This window comes from Spirosoma sp. KCTC 42546, assembly GCF_006965485.1.
GTDB lineage: Bacteria > Bacteroidota > Bacteroidia > Cytophagales > Spirosomataceae > Spirosoma.
The window spans coordinates 3,604,301-3,625,292 of sequence record NZ_CP041360.1; the positions used below are offsets into that span (position 1 = coordinate 3,604,301).

The 20,992-nt window shown below is 47.8% G+C and carries 16 protein-coding genes; 9 read left to right on the plus strand and 7 right to left on the minus strand.

Translation table 11 applies throughout. The annotated features are described in order from the left end of the window. Positions 1–100: 100 nt before the first annotated feature. Together EXU85_RS14670 and EXU85_RS14675 are read right to left on the minus strand one after the other, a co-directional pair. Entirely contained in the window at positions 101–1,195 is a 1,095-nt protein-coding gene (locus tag EXU85_RS14670; RefSeq protein WP_142772807.1) for an efflux RND transporter periplasmic adaptor subunit, read from the minus strand. Between the two features lie 123 nt (positions 1,196–1,318). Further along, entirely contained in the window at positions 1,319–2,635 is a 1,317-nt protein-coding gene (locus tag EXU85_RS14675; protein WP_142772808.1) for a TolC family protein, read from the minus strand. A gap of 240 nt (positions 2,636–2,875) precedes the next feature. Here EXU85_RS14675 and EXU85_RS14680 point away from each other — a divergent pair, with 240 nt between their 5' ends. Continuing rightward, on the plus strand, positions 2,876–3,739 hold the full coding sequence (locus EXU85_RS14680; protein WP_142772809.1) for a sugar phosphate isomerase/epimerase: 864 nt from the start codon (positions 2,876–2,878) through the stop codon (positions 3,737–3,739). Positions 3,740–3,919: 180 nt separating this feature from the next. Beyond that, complete coding sequence (locus tag EXU85_RS14685; RefSeq protein ID WP_142772810.1) at positions 3,920–5,263, plus strand: Gfo/Idh/MocA family protein; 1,344 nt, start codon at positions 3,920–3,922, stop codon at positions 5,261–5,263. Between the two features lie 301 nt (positions 5,264–5,564). Here EXU85_RS14685 and EXU85_RS14690 read toward each other — a convergent pair whose 3' ends face one another. The 3 genes from EXU85_RS14690 to EXU85_RS14700 form a co-directional block, all read right to left on the minus strand. Further along, complete coding sequence (locus EXU85_RS14690; RefSeq protein WP_142772811.1) at positions 5,565–5,750, minus strand: CsbD family protein; 186 nt, start codon at positions 5,748–5,750, stop codon at positions 5,565–5,567. A gap of 59 nt (positions 5,751–5,809) precedes the next feature. Further along, positions 5,810–6,967 (minus strand): NAD(P)/FAD-dependent oxidoreductase, encoded by a 1,158-nt coding sequence (locus tag EXU85_RS14695; protein ID WP_246859562.1) that lies wholly within the window; start codon positions 6,965–6,967, stop codon positions 5,810–5,812. Positions 6,968–7,058: 91 nt separating this feature from the next. Beyond that, a complete protein-coding gene (locus tag EXU85_RS14700; protein WP_371732015.1) occupies positions 7,059–7,499 on the minus strand; it encodes a DUF2147 domain-containing protein in 441 nt (146 codons plus the stop codon). Between the two features lie 212 nt (positions 7,500–7,711). Here EXU85_RS14700 and EXU85_RS14705 point away from each other — a divergent pair, with 212 nt between their 5' ends. From EXU85_RS14705 to EXU85_RS14720, 4 genes are all read left to right on the plus strand, one after another. Further along, positions 7,712–8,239 carry a thioesterase family protein gene (locus tag EXU85_RS14705; protein WP_142772813.1) on the plus strand — a complete coding sequence of 176 codons (528 nt, stop codon included), beginning with the start codon at positions 7,712–7,714 and terminating at the stop codon, positions 8,237–8,239. A 124-nt stretch (positions 8,240–8,363) separates the two neighbouring features. After that, complete coding sequence (locus EXU85_RS14710; protein ID WP_142772814.1) at positions 8,364–9,635, plus strand: dicarboxylate/amino acid:cation symporter; 1,272 nt, start codon at positions 8,364–8,366, stop codon at positions 9,633–9,635. A gap of 191 nt (positions 9,636–9,826) precedes the next feature. Further along, a complete protein-coding gene (locus tag EXU85_RS14715; protein ID WP_142772815.1) occupies positions 9,827–10,336 on the plus strand; it encodes a hypothetical protein in 510 nt (169 codons plus the stop codon). Positions 10,337–10,592: 256 nt separating this feature from the next. Then, positions 10,593–12,632, plus strand: coding sequence for a M3 family metallopeptidase (locus tag EXU85_RS14720; RefSeq protein WP_168207933.1), 2,040 nt, complete (start codon positions 10,593–10,595; stop codon positions 12,630–12,632). Between the two features lie 83 nt (positions 12,633–12,715). On the opposite strand, the gene EXU85_RS14725 is transcribed toward EXU85_RS14720, so the two are convergent. Next, positions 12,716–15,238: a DUF5686 and carboxypeptidase-like regulatory domain-containing protein gene (locus EXU85_RS14725; RefSeq protein WP_142772817.1), complete on the minus strand. Its 2,523-nt coding sequence runs from the start codon at positions 15,236–15,238 to the stop codon at positions 12,716–12,718. A gap of 460 nt (positions 15,239–15,698) precedes the next feature. Here EXU85_RS14725 and EXU85_RS14730 point away from each other — a divergent pair, with 460 nt between their 5' ends. The 3 genes from EXU85_RS14730 (at position 15,699) to EXU85_RS14740 (ending at position 17,899) form a co-directional block, all read left to right on the plus strand. Further along, on the plus strand, positions 15,699–17,144 hold the full coding sequence (locus EXU85_RS14730) for an amidohydrolase (RefSeq protein WP_142772818.1): 1,446 nt from the start codon (positions 15,699–15,701) through the stop codon (positions 17,142–17,144). A 164-nt stretch (positions 17,145–17,308) separates the two neighbouring features. Then, the gene (locus tag EXU85_RS14735; protein ID WP_142772819.1) at positions 17,309–17,560 is read left to right on the plus strand and encodes a type II toxin-antitoxin system HicA family toxin; all 252 of its coding nucleotides are present in this window, start codon (positions 17,309–17,311) and stop codon (positions 17,558–17,560) included. Positions 17,561–17,563: 3 nt separating this feature from the next. Beyond that, complete coding sequence (locus EXU85_RS14740) at positions 17,564–17,899, plus strand: type II toxin-antitoxin system HicB family antitoxin (RefSeq protein ID WP_142772820.1); 336 nt, start codon at positions 17,564–17,566, stop codon at positions 17,897–17,899. 48 nt (positions 17,900–17,947) lie between these two features. On the opposite strand, the gene EXU85_RS14745 is transcribed toward EXU85_RS14740, so the two are convergent. Beyond that, positions 17,948–20,620, minus strand: coding sequence for a glucosidase (locus tag EXU85_RS14745; protein WP_142772821.1), 2,673 nt, complete (start codon positions 20,618–20,620; stop codon positions 17,948–17,950). Between the last annotated feature and the right edge of the window lie 372 nt (positions 20,621–20,992).

The window sequence follows — 20,992 nt, forward strand, 5'->3', positions numbered from 1 at the left end:
TTCTTAAACACAGAGATAACGGAGGTTCACGGAGACAACGGAGATAGAAAAGAGCTTCTGTGTGCTCTGTATTTTCCTCCGTTTTCTCTGTGTTTAAACCTTACTCTACACTCACAACAATTGACTTTTCATTCAGCCCGCCTTTCACCTCGACCAGGTCGAAGTTTTCGGCACCTTTCTGGAATTTGATTTTCTGTTTTTTACCATCCTGTTCCACCCATACGCTATCGGTACCGATGACGTAGGATTTGGGGATGGTGAGCACGTGTTTGTTCTGGCTGATAATGATGTTGGCTTCCACGGTCAGGCCATAGTACGAGGCAGGGCGTTCGCCCACAAATTCAGCATCTACCCGAAACGATTGATCCGTTCGGTTCAGCTTCGGGTAAATTTTACTGACGCGGGCTTTGAACACCTTGTCGGGATACACGTCGGCTTTCAGAACAACTTCCTGCCCAATACGCATCCGCCCGAAATCGCTTTCATCGACAGCTAATTGCGCATAGAGTTGACTGCCACTGCCCACCAGCGCTAGTTGCTCACCTACTTTGATCACCTCGCCGGGATCTTTATATACCTCATAGACTTTGCCATCCACAAAACTCCGGATTCGGGTGTTACGACCGGCTACCTCCGAGCTAACCAGTTGACTCCGGTTGTTGGCAACATCGAGCTGAATTTGGTTGCGGTTGCGTTGCAGCGTGTTCAACTGAGCACGGAAGTTATTACGCGACAGGGTATAGTTCAGCTCAGCCCGTTCCAGTTCGGCCCGCGAGGTGGCATTTTGTCCGTAGAGTTCACGGAATCGATTGTAATTGATCGAATCATTACTGAGTCGGGTACGGGCGTTCCGTACCTGCGCTTCGAGTTCGGCCAGTACGGGCGAGTTGGCACCCAGATTGGCTCGCGCCTGCCGGTAGGCGTTAGCGGCAGCTTGTTGGCGAGCATCTTCCGTGGCGCTTTCCAGCACAAACAGCAATTGATTGCGGTGGATGGAGTCGCCTTCGTTCACCAAACGCTGCTGCAGCACGCCAGTAGCATCGGCCGTAACGGTATATTCATTGCGGGGATATACGTTGCCCGAGGCATAAACGGCTTCGGTCAACTCCTTGTACGCCGGTGTGGTGCCATCATTACCGCGTTGGCAGGCCGTAAAAAGGAGTAAACCCAAAATAATGGAACAAGTAGATTTCATAGGGTTGCCTGTAGGTTGGGTATTCGGTTTGAAGTCTGAGGTTGGAAGTCTGAAGTTGACTGGCACCAGCCCATTCCCGCGCCAGCCAACCTCGAACTTCCAACCTCGAACTTCCAACTTTTTTCATTGCCCGTTTCGGATTTGTAAGATCGTTTGATTGATAAACACATTCGACAGGTTGTTGAGGAACCGATTTTGGGCCGTCAGCACTTCGTTGAATACGTTCAGGTACTGGTCATACGCAAACAGACCCGACCGATATTTGATGAGAGCAATCTGCACATTCTGACTGCTGAGTTCGTAATTCTGCCGGTTCAGATCCAGCGACCGTATGGCCTGATTGTAGGTATTTCGAACGTCTTCGGTGTCGGTACTCTGTTTGTTGCGTTCGTAAGCCAGTTCCGACTCCGCCACTTTCAACTGAAGCCGGGCACGGGTCAGGTTGCTGGTTCGCAATCCACCGGAGTAAATCGGCCAGTTGAATTGTAGACCCGCCACCCCGATCTGAAACCAGGGCTCATTTGTATTCAGGAAGTTGATCTGACTGCGCTGGGCCTGCTCCGTAAATCGACCATAGGCCGAGAGGGTTGGCCAGCGCATGAGCCGTTCCCGCTCTAGTTGCAGCCTGGCCAACTCAATCCGCGACTGCCGGAGCGTTAGTTGGGGGCGTTCCAGATTGTAGGTTGCCGTGGCCGAAACAGGCTGGCCAGCGGGTCGGGTTGCCAACTCCTCGGAGAGCACCAGACTATCGGAAAGGGTTAAGCCAAACATCAGTTTCAACTGGTTCAGGTTGCGGATGTAGGCCAGTTCATTCTGGTAGAGAACATCCGCTGTAGTGAGTTGGATGGCCCGAATCCGATTGTATTCCAGAGGTTCGATCAGCCCTTTATCGAGCCGTTGTTGCGCGATCTGGGTGAGTGTATCGGCAGATGCTAAATTGCGTCGGGTAATCGCAATGGCCGATCGGGTTAGCAGGGCCGCATGATAAACACGGGCGGTTTGGGTTGAAATCTCATCCTGCAACACCAGATTCTGATTATCGGTAATGCGTAAGTTCTGGTCCACAATCCCTAAGTCGGCACGGGCGGGTCGATTGATAACAGGAACGGTTACTTCGGCACCCGCTGCCAGCACGTAGGGAAGGCCAAACTGAATGGAACGGTATTCGCCGGGTGCTCCCCCAAAAAGTGCAGTCGGGATCAACTGCACGGGAAGCGAATAGTTGTAATCGAAATTGGTGAAGAAGCGAGCCTGGGGCAGTAAAACCGACCGGGTAGCCGTTTGCTGCTGGGCTTGCACCTGCCGATTCTGGCGGGCATTGACCAGATCCGGGTTGTGGCTTCGGGCCAGCGTTAGCGCTTCCTGCACCGTCGATACGACCGTTTGACCCTCAACTGGAATGGAGTAGGCTACTAAGAAAATAAGAACAAACCGATTCATGAGTAAGGCGAATGGATGCTCAAAGGAACAGATTTTATGAAAAGCGGGCTGGGCTGTTTGTATGAACCTGATAAAAATCAGGTTTAACCTGCTGATTTTTCGCGCGAAGAAGCCTCTTTACTACCCTTGACCTGATTATTATCTTATTCGATGTGAGGTAACATAGGGGCTTTTTTGTCAGTAGAAAAGGCATTAACTCGTTTTTAAGATAGAGATTAACCAAGTTTACTCGTCATTAACATGACCTCACGTCGATCGTTTTTGAAAAATGCAGGCGGCTCCATGGCCCTTGCCAGTATAAGTCCGGTAATGGCAACGGCCAATGCCGCGGAAGCTCAGGTTGCTGCCAGCGATGATCTATTCAAATTAGGTATGGCTGGTTTCAGTTTTGTTAATTTCAAGCTGGACGAGTCGCTGGCGATGATGCGCAAAACGGATGTACACTATTTGTGTATCAAGGATTTTCATCTTCCCTACGCCAGCACCGCCGATGAAATTGCCGCTTTTCATGAAAAGCTGAAGCAATCGGGCGTAACGGGCTATGCGGTGGGGCCTATCTACATGAAAACCAAGCAGGAAATCGATAATGGATTCGACTATGCCAAGCGTGTGGGCGTAAACATGATCATTGGCATTCCGAACCCCGAAGATCTGCCGTATATCGATAAAAAAGTGAAGGAGTTTAATTTTCGCTATGCGATCCATAACCACGGCCCCGATATTCAATTGTTCCCAAATGCCAAATCGGTCTATGATGCGGTGAAAGATCTGGACCCACGCATGGGACTTTGTTTCGATATGGGCCACGATAAACGCTATGGCGATGACCCGATTGCCGATCTGGAGAAATATGCTAAACGCATTTTCGATATTCACCTGAAAAACGTTACAGCGGCCTCGAAAGCCGGTTCTACCTGCGAGCTGGGGCGTGGTGTGATTGACATACCGGCGTTCGTGAGTATGCTGCGTAAAGTGAAATACGATGGCTGTTGCAGCCTGGAATATGAAAAAGACATGAAAGACCCGCTCGCTGGCATCGCCGAATCCGTCGGGTACTTCAAAGGCGTTTGCGATGCAACGAAATCAGGAAAACGGAAAGCGTAAAATAAGTTTGAGGTTGATTGTGGTGGAAGATTCTTAAATCTTCCACGATAGGTTTCTCAAAACCTATCGGTACAAACAGTAGGTTTTGAGAAACCTATCGTGTCGGTTATAAGTAACCGACACCACAGCAATGAATCTCGCGCTACAAACCTTAAACCAAAAACAGACAACCTGCAATCAATGGAAAATTCACGAAGAGAGTTTATTAAAACAGCCGCCCTGGGTACCGCGGGCGTTACCATTGGCGGATTGGCCAATGGGATGTCGGCCAAGAGTTACGCCAAAATAATTGGGGCCAATGAACGACTAAACGTCGCTATTGCCGGGCTTGGTCGGCGGTTAGAAGCGTATTACGACCCGATTTCGAGAAAGGACAGCAACGTTGAGTTGGTCTATATGTGCGATGTAATGAAAAAGCAGCGGGAAGCCGCGGTTCAAAAGTTTTCGAAGTACATCACCTACACGCCGAAGCTGGAAAACGACATTCGGAAAGTCATTGCCGATAAGAATGTCGATGTGCTGATCAATGCCACTCCCGATCACTGGCACGCACCCGGTACCTGGCTGGCTGTGCAGGGTGGCAAGCACGTGTACGTTGAAAAACCCTGTAGCCATAATCCCCGCGAAGGCGAAATTCTGGTTGAAATCCAAAAAAAATCGGGTAAGATAATCCAGATGGGTAACCAGCAACGTTCGGCACCGGAGTCAATCGACATCATCGGGCAGATTCACAACGGCGTAATTGGTCATGCCTACAAAGCCGTTGCCTTTTATGCCAATGCCCGTGGAGAAGTGCCTGTTGCGAAGAAAGCACCCGTCCCCGACGGACTGGATTGGGAGTTATTTCAGGGCCCCGCCCCGCGCACGGCTTATACCGACAATACCTGGGATTATAACTGGCACTGGTACAACTGGAATTATGGAACTGCCGAAGCGGGGAACAATGCTACCCACGAACTGGATGTTGCCCGGTGGGCACTTCAGGTTGAATTTCCGGAGTATGTGACCGTAGAAGCCGCCAAACGCCATTTTCCGGAAGATGGCTGGAATGTGTATGACACCATGGATGCAACCTACCGCTTTCCGGGCGACAAGATCATCAAATGGGATGGCAAAAGCCGGAACGGTCATAAAACCTATGGCAGCGATCGTGGAACCATCATTTACGGTACCAATGGATCGGTTTATGTCGACCGAAACGGGTACACATTGTTCAGCCGGGATGGAAAAGTTATTAAAGACAGTAAGTCGAAAACCTCGGAAGCGGGAACGGCTTTAGGCGGTGGAGGAGATATGACCACCCGCCACATGATGAACTTCTTCGAAGCGATTCGCGGGAAAGCCAAACAGAATTCAACCATAGAGCAGGGAGCCCGAAGCACCCTATTGTGCCACCTGGCGAACATCGCCTATCGGACCAATAAATCGTTTGCGGTCGACTCAAAAAACGGACATATCAAGGATGCCGAAGCGATGAAGTTCTGGAGCCGACAGTATGAAAAGGGCTGGGAACCAAGTGTGTAGAGAATAAAAGTGAGCAGTGGTGCCAGTTTCTCAAAACTGGCACCACTGCTCAGAAATAGTGCAATGACCATATAACAAAGCCGGAGCTGGTGGGCTCCGGCTATATATTTCTCCAGATAATGATCAATGTTAATGGTTTGAAAGAAAATCTCCGCTCGTCCCTGATCTGTATAAATGGCCTTATTTTTTGGATGATGATTCATGCATCCGCAAAGTACGGTAATTAACTAAAATTATAAAATAAGGCACAAAAAAGCCGAAGCTTGTGGGCTCCGGCTTTTTTTATGAATTGCCAATCGGATTATAAATCGGCGATTGCTTTATTAATTTCGTCTTTTGTTTTTCCAGTTTTCTGCTGGATTTTACCCCACATTTCATCTTCCTGACCTTCCTGATAGGTTAGGTCGTCGTCGGTTAGGTCGCCGTAGGCTTGTTTGATTTTGCCTTTTAATTCGTTCCAGCCACCTTTAAGGGTTGTCTCGTTCATGATCGTAGTGTTTATAACGTTGACTAATTGCAGTAATCATTGTGATTACACTAATAGAACTATGCCGGGATCGAATTGTTTTCGGCAATGTGTGCCACAATACGCGCCGAGTCTTTATTGAGGAGATTGAGGACGCCAGTTACGGGGACGGAAAAGCCGAGGAAATACAGCCCACGCAAGTCCGCATCATCGAACCAGAGTTTTTTCGGATAACCCCGTTCATTCAGAATTTGGTTGGATAAACCATTACCCAGAAAAGAAGCCAGTCCTGTTCGGTAGCCCGTTGCCAGAACAATGGCATCGAATGGTAATTCCCGACCATCCGTAAAGGTTACGGTTTTGGCATTGATACGGTCAATACTGGGAACCACTGTAATGGTACCTGCCTTAATCTGGTCGATGGTGCCAATGTCAATAACGGGTGTTTTCCCTCGTCGGTTGTCATAGGTTGGCGGATGCTTCGGCTTGCCGAGCCCATAGGCGGATACATCGCCCACGCTGATTAGCTGGGTTAACTTGGCTAGTCGATCACAGAGCCAGTTGGGGAGTTTGCTTAATACAATAGCTATGGGCTGAGCAGGTCGACCGAGCACTTCGCGCCGAATAATATTGATCGGGCTCCGCACCGAAATAAAGGGCTTTGCGCCATTCTCCAGTAAATCCAGTGCAAGTTCCGCTCCTGTGTTGCCCATCCCGACGACCAGTACGTTCTCGTTTCGAAACGGTGCTCCATTGCGGTATTCGTGACTGTGCCAGATGACCCCTCTGAAGTTTCGCTGACCAGGCAATTCAGGCATATTTGGAACGCGATTATAGCCCGTTGCCACAATGACCCGCTCTACCATAAACAAATCGGTTTCGGTCTGAACCTGCCAGCGACCATCCTGGCTACGGTGAATAGAAATCACCTTCTGATTAAACTGGGGCTTTATGTTGAACTGCTCGGCGTAGCGTTCCAGATACTCAACAAATTTCAGGCGGGGCACATAAGTCGGATAATCGGCCGGAAAGGGAAGGTGCGGGAGAGCCGAATACTCTTTAACCGTGTGTAGGTGCAACCGATCATAGTGATTCCGCCAACTGAATCCCAGGTAGTCGCTGGCTTCCAGAACCGTAAACGGCAGACCCAGCTTGGCTAATCTGCCTGCCATCGCCAACCCCGCCGGACCAGCACCGATGATGAGGGTAGGAATTGTCATCTGCTTTGCGTCATTCATGGTCAGGAATAGTCAAACATTGTCAAGAATCGCAAGTAGTGAATATAAAAACAATTCCTGACTATGAATGACTATTCCTGACCATGAATGACTATTTTATCCTCGTCCAGGTTTGGGTTTTACCCAGGAGAGAAATGCCTACGTATCCACGAACGAGGAGCGTATTTGGGTCTTTGAGTGTCATTTTACAATTATACTCCTTCCCATCTTCGGGGTTGTAAATCTTGCCATCACTCCAGACCTCACCACCGTCGTATTTGAAATTATACATCAGGACCATGTTCATAAGCGGTCGTGATCGCTTTGATAGATCAGTATTTTTCTCATCGGTGCGGGGTTTTCCAGTGGCGGGGTCGGTGGGTTGGCCAAGCCAGACGAGCTTACCGAAATACGTACCGCCCTGTTTATAAATCTGGACGTGTCCTTTTTTTGTACCATTTAGCCAGGTGCCAACAACAGCATCAGAATCGTCGGTAGGGGCAAAGGCCGTTAGACCGATAAACAGTGCGATAATGGGCAATAGATAATGCATACCTTTCATATGTGCTTAGGAATTGAAATAAAACGGCAAATTTGTTGAACTAACGTAAATATTGCACAAAATAGTCTGAACCGGGATTCATCTGATTGAAATGATTCCTTTGATTTTAGCTATAATTGATTGTTAGAAATTCCATAGCCGAAGATAGGTGCCAATTATAATCAGAGGAATCAATTCAATCATACGAATCCTAGTTCAGATTTATGTTTAAACGTGACCCTACTCGTAATTACCCAACCGAAACCGAATCGAGGGTAATTATCCGCTTTCAGGACTGCGATCCATTGCAGCACCTCAACAACGCCAAGTATTTCGATTACTATTTCAATGCCCGGGAAGACCAGGTTGCAAAACTGTATGACTTCAACCCCGGCCAATTGTTTAAGGAGTTAAAAACAAGCTGGGTCGTTTACCAGCATCAGATTGCCTATGTCCGGCCTGCGCAGGTAAGCGAGTGGGTACGCATTATGTCGCGACTGATCTATGTGAATGAAGACACCACCGTGACTGAATACATCATGACCGATGATGCGAAAACGCACCTTAAAAATGTACTCTGGGTAACCTCAAAGTACGTGAGCGTGCTCACTGGCAAACGTATTCCCCACGATGAGGCCGTGATGGGATTACTGGAAGCCATTCTGGTGCCAAACGTGGATTTCCTGAGCCTCAAATTCAACGATCGTATCCACGAAATCAAACAGCAGGTAGTACAGACGCATGCTTTGTAAGGTAAAATGAATAATGGATAATGGACAATGGTTAATTAAAAATGTCCCAGCGGATCATTAGTACATAGTCCCCTACATCCAATTATTCATAGTGCATTCTCCATTATTCAATTCCCATTTTTAAATGAAACTCCTCAATAACCTCACCGTTCGCGTACTACTTGCCATTACACTGGGTATTCTGACGGGCTACTTCTTCCCGGAAACAGCCGCGAAACTGAAACCCCTCGGAGACCTCTTTATCAATCTGATCAAGATGGTCATTGCGCCCATAATTTTCCTGACCATCGTGCTGGGAATCAGCAATATGGGCGACCTGAAAAAAGTGGGCCGGGTAGGAGGCAAAGCCCTACTCTATTTCGAGATTGTGACGACTGGCGCACTAGCCATCGGGCTCATCCTGGCGAATGTAATTCGGCCGGGCGATGGTGTTCAAACGGCCGCTGTGAAAGGGGGAGACATTAGCAAATACACGGAGCAGGGGGCGGGTATGGACTGGACCGAGTTCTTTCTGCACATTGTTCCAAGTAACGCCATTAAAGCATTTGCGGAGGGAGATATCCTGCAGGTCCTGGTCTTTTCGATGCTGTTCGGCGTTGGTCTGACGCGCATGGGTGAAAAAGGTAAACCACTGATTCAGACCTTTGAGCGACTATCGAAAGTGTTTTTTAATATCCTCGGTGTGGTGATGGTTCTGGCTCCTCTGGGCGCGTTTGGCGGCATGGCCTTTACGATTGGTAAATACGGCCTGAGTACATTATTGCCTTTGGCTAAATTGATGGGTACGGTTTACGCGACCATGATTCTGTTCATTTTCGTTATCCTGAACCTGATTCTACGCTATTATAAAATCAGTTTGTGGGCAGTACTCAAGTTTATTAAAGAAGAGTTGCTGATTGTGCTGGGAACCTCGTCGTCGGAGTCGGCTTTACCTCAAATTATGGACAAGCTCGAAACGCTGGGTTGCTCCCGGTCGGTTGTGGGGTTGGTTGTTCCGGCGGGCTACTCGTTTAATCTCGACGGGACAACGATTTACTTAGTGATGGCAACCATTTTTCTGGCGCAGGTATTTGGGGTTGACCTTACAGTAGGGCAGGAGCTAACCATTATCGGGATTCTGATGGTAACGTCGAAAGGCGCAGCGGGCGTTACTGGCAGCGGGTTTATCGTGCTGGCCAGTACCCTGACAGCCATCAAGGTGATTCCGGTTGAAGGGCTGGCGTTGCTGCTTGGTGTCGATCGATTTATGTCTGAAGCCCGCTCCATCACCAACATCATTGGGAATACGGTTGCCACAATTTTCATCGCTAACAATGAGGGAGAATTCGACCGTACGAAGTATGAACGCGTGCTGAAACAGGAAGATGCAAACGAATTGACGGAGTATAAGTACTAATTTATGGTATTCAGTTTACGGTTTGAGGTTTATGGTGGCTGGCGCAAGCACGTTCTCGCGCCAGCCACCATAAACCTCAAACCGTAAACTGAATACCATAAACCTTTTTATACTTTTTAGGGGAATTAATTAAACCATTTCATGCTTGGTTGTTCAAAGGGACAAATACAACCTGAAAACAATACACGACCATGAAAAAAGTCCTGCTGACTGGCGCTACGCTGGTCGTTCTTCTCTCGACCAGCGTAATTGCCCAACGTTACGGCTACCCACAGTCTTCTCCCAATAATTACCCCCAACAGCCGGGCTATAACCAGCCGGGATACAATCAGCCCGGTTATAACCAACCTGGGTATGGGCAGCCGAATTACAACTACGATTACGACGACAACCAGTTCGACCGCCACCTGGAGTGGTGGGATCGGGAGTTAAACCTAAGCCGTCGGCAGGAGCGCGAGATTCGCCGGATTCGCGATCGATTCAACCAGCAAACGCAGAACATCGATTTTCGGGACCCTCGTCAACGCGATTTCTTCCGTCAGGCTCGCCAGCGGCAGTTCATCGACATGATGGCAGTTCTTGGGCCACAACAGCGCGATCAGGTAATTGCCCACATGCGTCCTTATGAGTTATCGCCTGGATCGCGTTCAGCACAACGAGGCCGTGGATATGGAAATGGGCCGGGCTATGGTCGTTACTAATATTGAGTAAAATAGAGGAAGGGAGTGTAGAAAAGGTCGGCCAGCTTGGTCGACTTTTTTTGTTCTTTCCACTCACACCTATTGGCAACCACCTGTGCAACATCGCGTTGTTAAAATTGTCTTTATTTCGTATTTTTCCGGGAAACTCATTTTGCAAATCGCTATGTTTACTCATCAACGAATCAAACAAACGGGCGTATTGCTGGCCGTTGTCGCGTCGACAACCTTCGCTCAGCCATCGCCCCCTCAACCTAAGATGTCGCAAAATCCATTCCTGGTACCGTATTCAACACCCCACCAAACGGCCCCATTTGACAAAATTTCCAATGCCGATTACCTGCCCGCTATTAAAGAGGGGATGACTCAGGGTCGTAGTGATGTGGCTGCCATTGTCAATAACCCAGCGAAGCCGACGTTCGAAAATACCATTGTTGCACTTGAACACTCGGGGGCCTTACTGGACAAAGTAACGTCGGTATTATTTAACCTGAACAGTTCAGAAACTACTCCCGAACTTCAGAAGATCGTTAAGGAAGCATCGCCCATGCTGAGCGAATACCGGAACGATATTGGCCTGAACGAGAAACTGTTTGCCCGTGTGAAAGCTGTTTACGATCAGCGGGCAAGTTTTAAGCTCAGCCCGGAAAGTGCGATGCTGCTTGAAAAAAGCTATAAGCGGTTTGCCCGCAATGGCGCGAATTTGGACGAAAAAGGGAAGGAACGTCTCCGGGCCATTGATAAAGAACTGTCGCAGCTGTCGCTACAGTTTGGCGAGAATGTGCTGAACGAAACCAACGAGTACATGATGCCCGTGACCGATGAGAAAGACCTCGCCGGTTTGCCCGATTACGTTCGAGAAGCAGCAAAGGCGACGGCCAAACAAAAGGGAAAAGAAGGTTGGGTATTTACGTTACAAGCGCCAAGCTACGGGCCATTCATGCAGTATGCCGATAATCGGGAGTTGCGTAAAAAACTGTACATGGCTTATAATGGACGCAGCTTCCACGGCGATAAGAACGATAACTCAGCCATCATTCAGAAAATCGTAAACCTGCGCTACGAGCGGGCAACCTTACTTGGCTACAAAACCCACGCTGATTTTGTACTCGAAGAAAGCATGGCAGGTTCTAAGGATAAAGTACAGAGTTTCCTTGATGAACTGGTAACCTACGCCCGTCCGGCTGCCGAACGCCAACTCGCCGAACTGACGACCTATGCGAAAGCGCATGGTTTTACTGACGATAAACTACAGGTTTGGGACAATAACTATTATGCGGAGAAACTGAAAAAAGAGAAATACGACCTTGACGATGAAACGCTGAAGCCGTATTTTAAACTCGAAAACGTTCTGAACGGTGCCTTTACGGTAGCCAACAAATTGTATGGTATCACCTTCAAAGAGCGCAAGGACATTCCGGTTTATAACCCCGAAGTAAAAACGTTCGACGTATTCGATAAGGATGGTAAGTTTCTGGCGGTGTTCTACGGAGACTATTTCCCTCGTCCCGGTAAACGTAGCGGTGCCTGGATGAATGATGTGCAGGGACAAAAAGTAGAAAACGGCGAAAATATCCGCCCTCATATAGTCAACGTCTGCAACTTCACTCGTCCTACGGATACCAAGCCTTCCTTACTGACTTTTTACGAAGTGACTACATTGTTTCACGAGTTTGGTCACGGGTTGCACGGCATGTTGGCTAATGGAACCTACGAGAGCCTAAGCGGTACGAGCGTTCCCCGCGATTTTGTGGAGTTGCCCTCACAGGTAATGGAAAACTGGTGCTACGATCCCGAGGCACTCAAACTCTTCGCCAAACATTACCAAACGGGTGAAGTAATTCCGAATGAGTTGATCGAAAAAATTCGTGCCAGCCAGAACTTCATGGCCGGTATGGCGAATCTGCGCCAGGTGCGGTTAGGCCTGGTAGATATGTACTACCACAGCCAGAAACCAACGGGCGAAACAATTTCTCAGGTGGAAAATCGGGTGGATTCCGTTGCGAACCTGTTCCCACATGTAGAAGGAGTGGCCATTAGTCCAGCTTTCTCGCACATTTTTGCGGGTGGTTACTCGGCGGGTTACTACAGCTACAAATGGAGTGAAGTTTTAGACGCCGACGCTTTTGAATTCTTCAAGGAAAAAGGTGGTCTGGATAATAAAGCAGCCGCCGATAGTTTCCGTAAGAATGTACTCGAAAAAGGGGGAAGCGAGAAGCCAATGGAACTCTATAAGAAATTCCGGGGTCGTGAGCCATCGCCCAAAGCAATGCTCCGACGAAGTGGATTGATCTTGTAACTAATGAAACGGGGCAACTAATTTTAGTTGCCCCGTTTCATTAGCCAATCATTAGTTAAACGTTGCTCCTACAGGTAACCCCTCTATAAGCCAATCTGAAACGACAGCTTAACGGCAAAGGGAGTTACGTTTGGATTTTGTCGATAAGTGAGCCGGTGCATAGCTTCGATTCGAATTGATTTTAAGACGTTTTCGAAACCATATCCTACTTCAACATAAGGGATTTGATGTAGCGAGTGAACGCGTGGGAGAAGCTTTCCTGTGGCATCCTGTGTAGCTATCAGCTCACGATTTGCTTTGCTCAACTGTCCCCACAACATAGTTCCGGTTACAAACGAACGCCATCCCCACCGCCGGATCAGGGGTAGTCGATTAGTAAATAGACCTTCAAATTTGTGCTCGACCGCTACCGACACATACCGATCACTCACAAACTCAGCATAGTTCATCAGGTTGAAGGCATTGCGGTTATAAAACGGTGTCTGATTTCCTAGATGCACCTGAAGTAACGGATAGGGGATCGTTGACGGACTGTATCCGGCCTTAACGGTATACTGTGTACGGCCAACCAGGCCCCAGCGTAGGGTATGATCCCATTGTAACTGCCATTTATGATAGCCTTTAAAGGCCCGGCCCTGGTATGAAGCGGTTCCTAAGGTGTACCGGAAAGTTACTATGGGCGCTGTTTCAGAAGGCCGACGCCGAATTCGACGGCTCGTTACGCGCCGGGCCGGTAGTCGACCTGGCGCGTAACGAGTTTCCAGAAAGTATTCTTTACTCAGTAAATCTGTTATAAGAGTACTAGGTTGTTGTGTATCAATGTCTTGATTGATTGAAAAAGGAAATAGTAGATGCATGCTACGGTAACGTACGCCGACAGTCTGAGTGAAATTAGGGCCTAAATCACGCTGGGCTGTCAAGGCCGTTTCGCGTTGATAAAATGCCCGCGGATAGGGCCCGAACCGACTATTGACCCGAAAAAATGAGTTGTCGGCCAGGTCTTCTGTACGAAAGCCCAACTGCTCCAGATCGTAGCTATGCTTTAACGTAACCAACGTTAACGGGTTCCGTGTTGGGATAAAATTGACCTCGAAGCCGGTTTTCCAGACTCGATCACGTGTGCCGTAAGCGCCATACGCAGCTAGTTGCCAGGTACGGCTAAATGCATTGTTGGTCTGCACACCTAGCCGGAGCCGATGACCTTCAACTGGATTATAGGCCCACATAGAAAATAACGAGCCAATGTCAAGACCTCGGGCAAGCGGTAGGTAGCCGCCATTAAGTACAAACTGGGCTATCTTCGTGTAGGTTTGGACAATGGGTAGATGCCGGACCGTATCCAGTAAGGCGCGGGTTTGATCGAAATTCTGAGACTGACCGGCTTGCTGACGCTGATTCTTCCAGTACTCGGATGAGAATTCTGCACGGTCGTTGGCGAGAGCAATATCGGTGTCAAAAAAATTGACGGGCTTCGGTATGCCGACCACTGGCTGACGAATCGTTGTCGTATAATCGACCGATGCGCCAAACGTATTTTTTACAACCTCTCCAACACTGACCGTTAAATGCGTCGTTTCGGGTAACCAGGCATGGTCAATATCGGGAACAAGTTCATAGGTCTGGTCGATGTCTATCTGATTGATAAAGTTGATATTTGCCGCATCACCAACACGGGCTTCAATCCGAACAAGCGCGTAGGTCTGGGTGTCGATCCACATCCGTCCCCGAAAAACCAGATCGCGTTCATTTTTCGGGTCAAAATCAATTCCATAGCAGCTGTGTTGACCAATTTGCGCGGTATCGGCCAGGAAATACGTATACGCCATACGCCCTCCTTCGGCCAGGGGCGACATGAATTCTTTCTTAAAAAGACTTACCTGATTCTGATAGAAATTTAAGGTGTTGAAACCCGCTCCCGTAAACAGTGCCACGAAACTATCATCGGTTATTCCAAGACTCGTAATGTTCGTCTTCTGAACCTGCTCTTTAGTCAGTTGCGGATGCCGTCGGGCGTACAAATGTGAAACGGTTTCGGATAGAAAAACAGGCAATTCAGGGGCAGATCTGCCTTGTTTCTGTTCCAACGCGTGCAGGATTGCCTGAATGGGTTTTCGCTGTTTGAATTGATCAGACAAGTGATTAATAGTAATAGCTAGTTGACTATACGCTTCATAGTCATAGCTGTCCAACTGCCGAAAATCGTTTTGTTTTCTATGCGCATGCAGTTCTCGTAGAATATGAAATGCCGGGTTTTCGCCCGCGTGCACAACTACTTCATTCAGCACAGAAGCCGCTGGGGTTAACGATATATCAAGCGCTGAAGATACAACGGCGATCTGCATCGTTTGATAGCCTAGTGCTGATACCAACAAGGTGTCGGCGGGTTGCCGCAGATGCAGTTCGTATCGGCCATCGGCATCGGCCTGTGCGCCCGTCGTCTTACCCTTTACTGCTATGGAGGCAAACGGAATCCCCTGTCCTGAATTCAGTTCAGTGATTTTTCCTGAAATAAGCAACGGATTTGATCGTGTTTGCCCAAAAGCAGAACCCCAGCCAACAAAAATGAATAGTAGTAGAAATCGGGAGATTGAAAGTAAAGCGTTCATGATGTTGTTTACTGCACTTTATTACAGTTATGACCCCTGAGACGCAATTTCCCCCTATGTGAACATTGCAATCCTGTGAAAACAGATACTCAAGAATCTGGCTATAAACTGGTTATTGTGTTATCATACGTTAATTGTAACACACCAAAGCTCCGGCAACCCATCCGATTCGGAAAGGTGATTCTTTTGAACTGTATATAACAGCCTCTCAATAGATGGAATAACCTGCTGAACTGTTTAAGGCTTTACGCACAAGGTGTACGGCCAGTGTAAGGATGAGGTAGACAAAGGATAGGATGATCAGTAACGCCAGCATCAATGCAGGTAGTAGAAGCAAGCTGCACAAAAGGTTTATCGGGTAGGCTGGTTAATTTATGCACAACTAGTATATTCAACGGTTGGCTTGAGCTAGTTTCCTTCTTTCTGTATTTCTCCAAACTTTCCCTCTTAAATTACTATTATGCTTAAATTAAAATCTGTATTTTCTGTAATAGCGGTATTTCTATTGGTAACGATTGCCTATGCTCAAAAAGAAAAAGTAGCAGTTATTAGTCAGTTAGATAAGCAATATCCCCATTATGCTTCGTTGGCGCAACGCATCTGGAAACTGGCTGAACCAGGGTATATGGAAACTGAAACCAGTAAGCTATTACAAAAGGAACTTCAGGACCAGGGGTTTAGTATTACAACCGGCGTTGCAGAGATGCCAACTGCATTTGTGGCCAGCTATGGTAAAGGCGCCCCAGTGATCAGCATTTTAGCCGAAATGGATGCTCTGCCAGGTTTGTCTCAGGACTCTGTTCCTGTTCGTAAACCATTGGTTCCTAATGCATACGGACATGCCTGCGGCCATAATTTATTTGGTGTAGGTTCCGTAGCAGCGGCTATCGCGGCAAAAAACTATTTGCAACAATCGGGCAAATCCGGCACGATCCAGTTGATTGGTACCCCAGCTGAAGAAGGAGCCGGTGGCGGTAAAACATACCTGGTCAAGGCGGGACTTTTCAGTAACGTTGATGCTGTGCTGCATTGGCATCCAGGTGATGGCAACAGCGCAAGTCCATCGTCATCCCTTGCCTATCGGGTTGCTAATTTTCAGTTCAATGGACTCGCTGCCCATGCGGCTGCTGCACCCGAAAAAGGCCGCTCGGCACTGGACGCTGTGGAAGCAATGAATTATATGGTCAATATGATGCGTGAACACGTGACGTCAACTACCCGGATTCACTACGTAATTAAAAAGGGTGGCCTTACCTCCAATATCGTTCCTGACTATGCGGAAGTGGAATATACCATTCGACACCCGACGGCAAAGGGGCTGGAAGAAGTGTGGGCCCGACTGATGAAAACTGCTCAGGCTGCTGCGCTGGGTACCGAAACGACGATGACCTACGAGGTTCTGGCGGGCCTGTATAATCTATTACCTAACGAAACGCTGGCTAAGTTGATGCAAAAAAATCTGGAACAAGTAGGCGGTAACCGCTATACACCTGAAGAAACGGAATTTGCCGATAAAATCCGGAAGACAGTGAATTCTGAAAGCCTACCACCATTAAGTCGTGCTTCCGAGATTCAACCGTATGCATTGAATGGCGTAGGCTCGGCATCCACCGATGTTGGGGATGTAAGCTGGGTTCTCCCTACGGCAGGGTTATCCACCTCAACCTGGGTGCCCGGTGTTCCAGCGCATAGCTGGCAGGCCGTTGCCTGTGATGGGATGTCCATTGGATTTAAAGGCATGCTGATCGCAGCGAAAACGATCTCATTAACCGCTATCGACCTGTTTCAACAACCAGCAACCGTACAGCAAGCCAAAACAGAGCTGTACAAAGCACGTGGTGGTGAGGCCTTTACCTATAAATCGTTGGCTGGAGATCGAAAACCACCACTGGATTATCGGAAGTAGTTATTTAGCCTTTTAGGGAGTCAAGTGGTTTTGTAAATCAGGTGACTAACCAGAAGTAGGATTAGAGCATTGTAGCTACAGTAGATATACTTTCTTTTTAGAAAAGGGTCTAATGAGCATCTAAACGCTATATATTGCAACTGAAAAACAGTTGCTTGCGTTTCATGAGTGAAAAAGAGAAGTTACTTGAACGTTTTCAAGCGAAACCGACTGATTTTAGCTGGAATGAGTTGGTCAGTTTACTAGCCTATTTTGGCTATGAGGAAGTTAGCAAAGGGAAAACGGAAGGTAGCCGACGAGCCTTCGTTAATCCGGAAACAAAGAAGATTATTCGATTACATAAACCTCATCCTGGTAGTATATTAAAGCAATATCAGCTCAAAGAAATTCAGGACATACTCAACTTAAGCAATTGATACATGGAAAATGTACTTCGTTATCAGGATTTTGTCGGTTCCGTTCAATACAATTCCGACGATAAAGTTTTTCATGGAAAACTTGCCTTCATAACCGACTTGGTAACATTTGAAGGAACCAGTGTCAATGAACTCGAATCCGCTTTTGTAGAAGCTGTCGAAGATTACCTGGAACTGTGTAAAGCGGTTGGAAAGAAGCCAGAGAAGAGTTTTGCCGGTTCATTTAATATCCGTATGCAACCCGAATTGCATCGAAAGGCGGCAGTTGTTTCTCTCGAAAAAGGAATATCTCTGAACCAGTTAGTGGTTGAGGCTGTCAGCAAATATGTAGGTCAATAAACCAGCAGAAAGCCGGACAATATGCCCGGCTTTCTGCTGGTTTTACGTTTATTTCCCTGCGGGAATGGCTACGGTTTCGGACTGGTATTTGTACCAATACTCGATCAGATCGGCCACTAAACCCGTCCAGCCGGTTTGGTGACTGGCCCCTAAGCCCATGCCATTATCCCCATTGAAATATTCATAGAAGAGATAGAGGCCTTGAAAATGGGGATCATTCTGCATTTTTTTATCCTGACCATAAGCAGGTATCTGCCCGTTTTCGTCACGCCGAAAAATATTGATAATCCGCTCGGTGACATGCATAGCGGCTTCCTTAAGACTCATCACCTGACCAGAATTAGTTGGGTACTCTACTTCGAAATCATCACCATAGTATTGGTAGAATTTCAATAGCGAATCAACCAGCGGAAAGTTGAGTGGGAACCAGATAGGCCCGCGCCAGTTGGAGTTACCTCCAAACATGCTCATTTCAGACTCGGCTGCTACGTAGCGCACCTGGAATATTTCACTGTTCAACTCAAATTGATAGGGTGTCTTTTCATGATATTTGGACAGCGCCCGGATACCGTAATCAGACAGGAACTCGGTTTCGTCGAACATCCGTTTCAGAATCATCTTCATCCGGTGACCACGAAGCAGACTCAACAGGTGCGTTTCGCCCTTACCCGGCTCGTGCCAGCGCGAAACGAGCGAAGCCAGATCAGGACGGTTTGTAAGTACCCACTCCACCCGACGTTTGAAATCAGGAAGTTTTGAGAGTAAAGCTTCGTCCAGAATTTCAACGGCAAAGAGCGGAATCAAACCCACCATGGAGCGGATTTTGAGCAACCGGGCGTTGTTATCAGGCATGTGCAGTACATCGTAGTAGAACTGGTCTACCTCATCCCACAGGCTGATATTCTGGCGGCCCAAGTTGTTCATGGCCGATGCGATATGTAGAAAATGCTCGAAAAACTTGCTGGCCATGTCCTGATAGCTAGGCCGGGTAAGCGAAATCTCACAGGCAATTCGAAGCATATTGAGGGTATACATAGCCATCCAGCCTGTACCATCGGCCTGTTCAATACGACCACCCATGGGCAGGGGTTGACTACGGTCGAAAACCCCGATGTTATCTAAACCAAGGAAGCCCCCCCCGAAAATATTATTGCCTGAGACGTCCTTGCGGTTTACCCACCACGTGAAATTGAGCAGCAGTTTATGAAATACCCGTTCCAGGAAATTCACATCCCCAATCCCGTTCAGGTCGCGGTCAATTTCGTAAACTTTCCAGGTGGCCCAGGCATGAACAGGCGGGTTTACATCACCAAAATTCCATTCGTAAGCGGGTATCTGTCCGTTGGGGTGCATGTAGTACTCCCGAAGGATAACGGCTAGCTGGCGCTTAGCGAAATGCGGGTCAAGTCGGGCCAGCGTCAGGGTATGGAAAGCCAGATCCCAGGCCGCAAACCAGGGGTACTCCCATTTATCGGGCATGGAGAGAATATTGGCCGTGTACATATGCCGCCAGGATTCATTGCGGGCATACACACGTCCCTGAAACGGCACGGGCATTTTAGGGTCTCCCTTAAGCCATTCATTTACGTTGTAATAGTAAAACTGCTTGTTCCAGAGCATACCAGCATAAGCCTGTCGCTGAATGGCCATCAGTTCAGGGTCCGTGACGTTTTTTTGCAGGTTGGCAAAAAAGTCATTGGCTTCTACAACGCGTTTGTTCCAGATCTCGTCAAAGTCGCCGAATGGTTGTGCCAGATGCGTCTGGTCGCTGAAGCGAAGCCGGATACTAACGCTTTGACCAGCCGGCACTTTCTTTACATATTGGGCAGACGCTTTTGTGCCAATCTGATTCGGATTGATGAAGCCTTTTTTACCCCCCGATACAATGAAATTATTGATGCCATCTTTCGGGTACTTCGCTACGTTTGGTCGCCCGTACAGGTGTTCCGTATTCGTATCGTTGTCGCAGAATAGAAGTGTATCGGCATCCTCACAGTAAAGCTTATACTTGCCTAACTGCTTGTGATTCACCTCTATCTGATTATTGGCAATGCCATGGAGCATGGGCCGGGTATTATATTGCTCATAGCCCCAGGACCAGGTATTTCGGAACCAGATAGTTGGAAGTAATGTAAGAGGAGCCTCTTTGTCTGAGCGGTTATGCGCCGTTATGGTAACAAGCCAGTCGTTCTGATCGGCTTTAGCGTATTCGATAAAAATATCGAAGTATTCGTCCTTCTCAAAAATGCCCGTATCCGTCAATTCAAACTCGGGTGCCTGACGATCCCGGCGCATGGTTTCAATAACCAGTCGATTGTAGGGGAATTCCTGTTGAGGATACTTGTAGAGCATCTTCATGTAGGAGTGAGTTGGGGTACTGTCTAAATAATAGTACAGTTCCTTAACGTCTTCGCCATGATTGCCTTCTGGTCCCGAAAGACCAAACAGGCGTTCCTTTATAATGTTATCCTTATGATTCCAGAACGCCAGTGCAAAACAGATGTGGCCTTTGTTGTCAGAAATTCCGCCGATACCTTCTTCGCCCCAGCGGTAGGCACGGGAGCGAGCCATGTCGTGCGTAACGAAATTCCAGGCATCACCATACGGGCTATAATCTTCCCGAACCGTGCCCCAGGCACGTTCTGATAAGTAAGGCCCCCATTTTTTCCAGCCTTTATTATCGGCTCGTTCGTAAATGCGTTCGCGTTCAGCTATCGGCATGGTATTGAGTATTTTTTTACCCTTACGGTGGTCAGGAATGGTTAATTTAGTTAACTACAAGCATCAAATATAGTATGCGTGCTGAGTATTTTTGTAAAATTTCATTTGCACTTACCTGTATTTTGCCTGTGATTACTTTGTTAATCAACAATTTTGCAGTTAAATACAGCCTCAAAAAATGGTAGTAGAACCCCGTAAATCGATGCGTAATTTTGCTGATCAGCTTTTTTAGACGAATGCTCCTTCCAATTTGTCACAGAATTTATAAAGATATTATTTACTGAAATTGAATTGTGGTAACTATTTTCGTTTATTAACCACTCTCGGCCTTAGGCTAGTAATCCAACTCCAGGGTATTTTGCTCCAGTTGGC

What these genes read in the sequence shown, in the direction of transcription:
- EXU85_RS14670 (WP_142772807.1), bottom strand. Translation starts at nt 1,195, where the DNA reads ATGAAATCTACTTGTTCCATTATTTTGGGTTTACTCCTTTTTACGGCC.
- EXU85_RS14675 (WP_142772808.1), bottom strand. Translation starts at nt 2,635, where the DNA reads ATGAATCGGTTTGTTCTTATTTTCTTAGTAGCCTACTCCATTCCAGTT.
- EXU85_RS14680 (WP_142772809.1), top strand. Translation starts at nt 2,876, where the DNA reads ATGACCTCACGTCGATCGTTTTTGAAAAATGCAGGCGGCTCCATGGCC.
- EXU85_RS14685 (WP_142772810.1), top strand. Translation starts at nt 3,920, where the DNA reads ATGGAAAATTCACGAAGAGAGTTTATTAAAACAGCCGCCCTGGGTACC.
- EXU85_RS14690 (WP_142772811.1), bottom strand. Translation starts at nt 5,750, where the DNA reads ATGAACGAGACAACCCTTAAAGGTGGCTGGAACGAATTAAAAGGCAAA.
- EXU85_RS14695 (WP_246859562.1), bottom strand. Translation starts at nt 6,967, where the DNA reads ATGAATGACGCAAAGCAGATGACAATTCCTACCCTCATCATCGGTGCT.
- EXU85_RS14700 (WP_371732015.1), bottom strand. Translation starts at nt 7,499, where the DNA reads ATGCATTATCTATTGCCCATTATCGCACTGTTTATCGGTCTAACGGCC.
- EXU85_RS14705 (WP_142772813.1), top strand. Translation starts at nt 7,712, where the DNA reads ATGTTTAAACGTGACCCTACTCGTAATTACCCAACCGAAACCGAATCG.
- EXU85_RS14710 (WP_142772814.1), top strand. Translation starts at nt 8,364, where the DNA reads ATGAAACTCCTCAATAACCTCACCGTTCGCGTACTACTTGCCATTACA.
- EXU85_RS14715 (WP_142772815.1), top strand. Translation starts at nt 9,827, where the DNA reads ATGAAAAAAGTCCTGCTGACTGGCGCTACGCTGGTCGTTCTTCTCTCG.
- EXU85_RS14720 (WP_168207933.1), top strand. Translation starts at nt 10,593, where the DNA reads ATGTCGCAAAATCCATTCCTGGTACCGTATTCAACACCCCACCAAACG.
- EXU85_RS14725 (WP_142772817.1), bottom strand. Translation starts at nt 15,238, where the DNA reads ATGAACGCTTTACTTTCAATCTCCCGATTTCTACTACTATTCATTTTT.
- EXU85_RS14730 (WP_142772818.1), top strand. Translation starts at nt 15,699, where the DNA reads ATGCTTAAATTAAAATCTGTATTTTCTGTAATAGCGGTATTTCTATTG.
- EXU85_RS14735 (WP_142772819.1), top strand. Translation starts at nt 17,309, where the DNA reads ATGAGTGAAAAAGAGAAGTTACTTGAACGTTTTCAAGCGAAACCGACT.
- EXU85_RS14740 (WP_142772820.1), top strand. Translation starts at nt 17,564, where the DNA reads ATGGAAAATGTACTTCGTTATCAGGATTTTGTCGGTTCCGTTCAATAC.
- EXU85_RS14745 (WP_142772821.1), bottom strand. Translation starts at nt 20,620, where the DNA reads ATGCCGATAGCTGAACGCGAACGCATTTACGAACGAGCCGATAATAAA.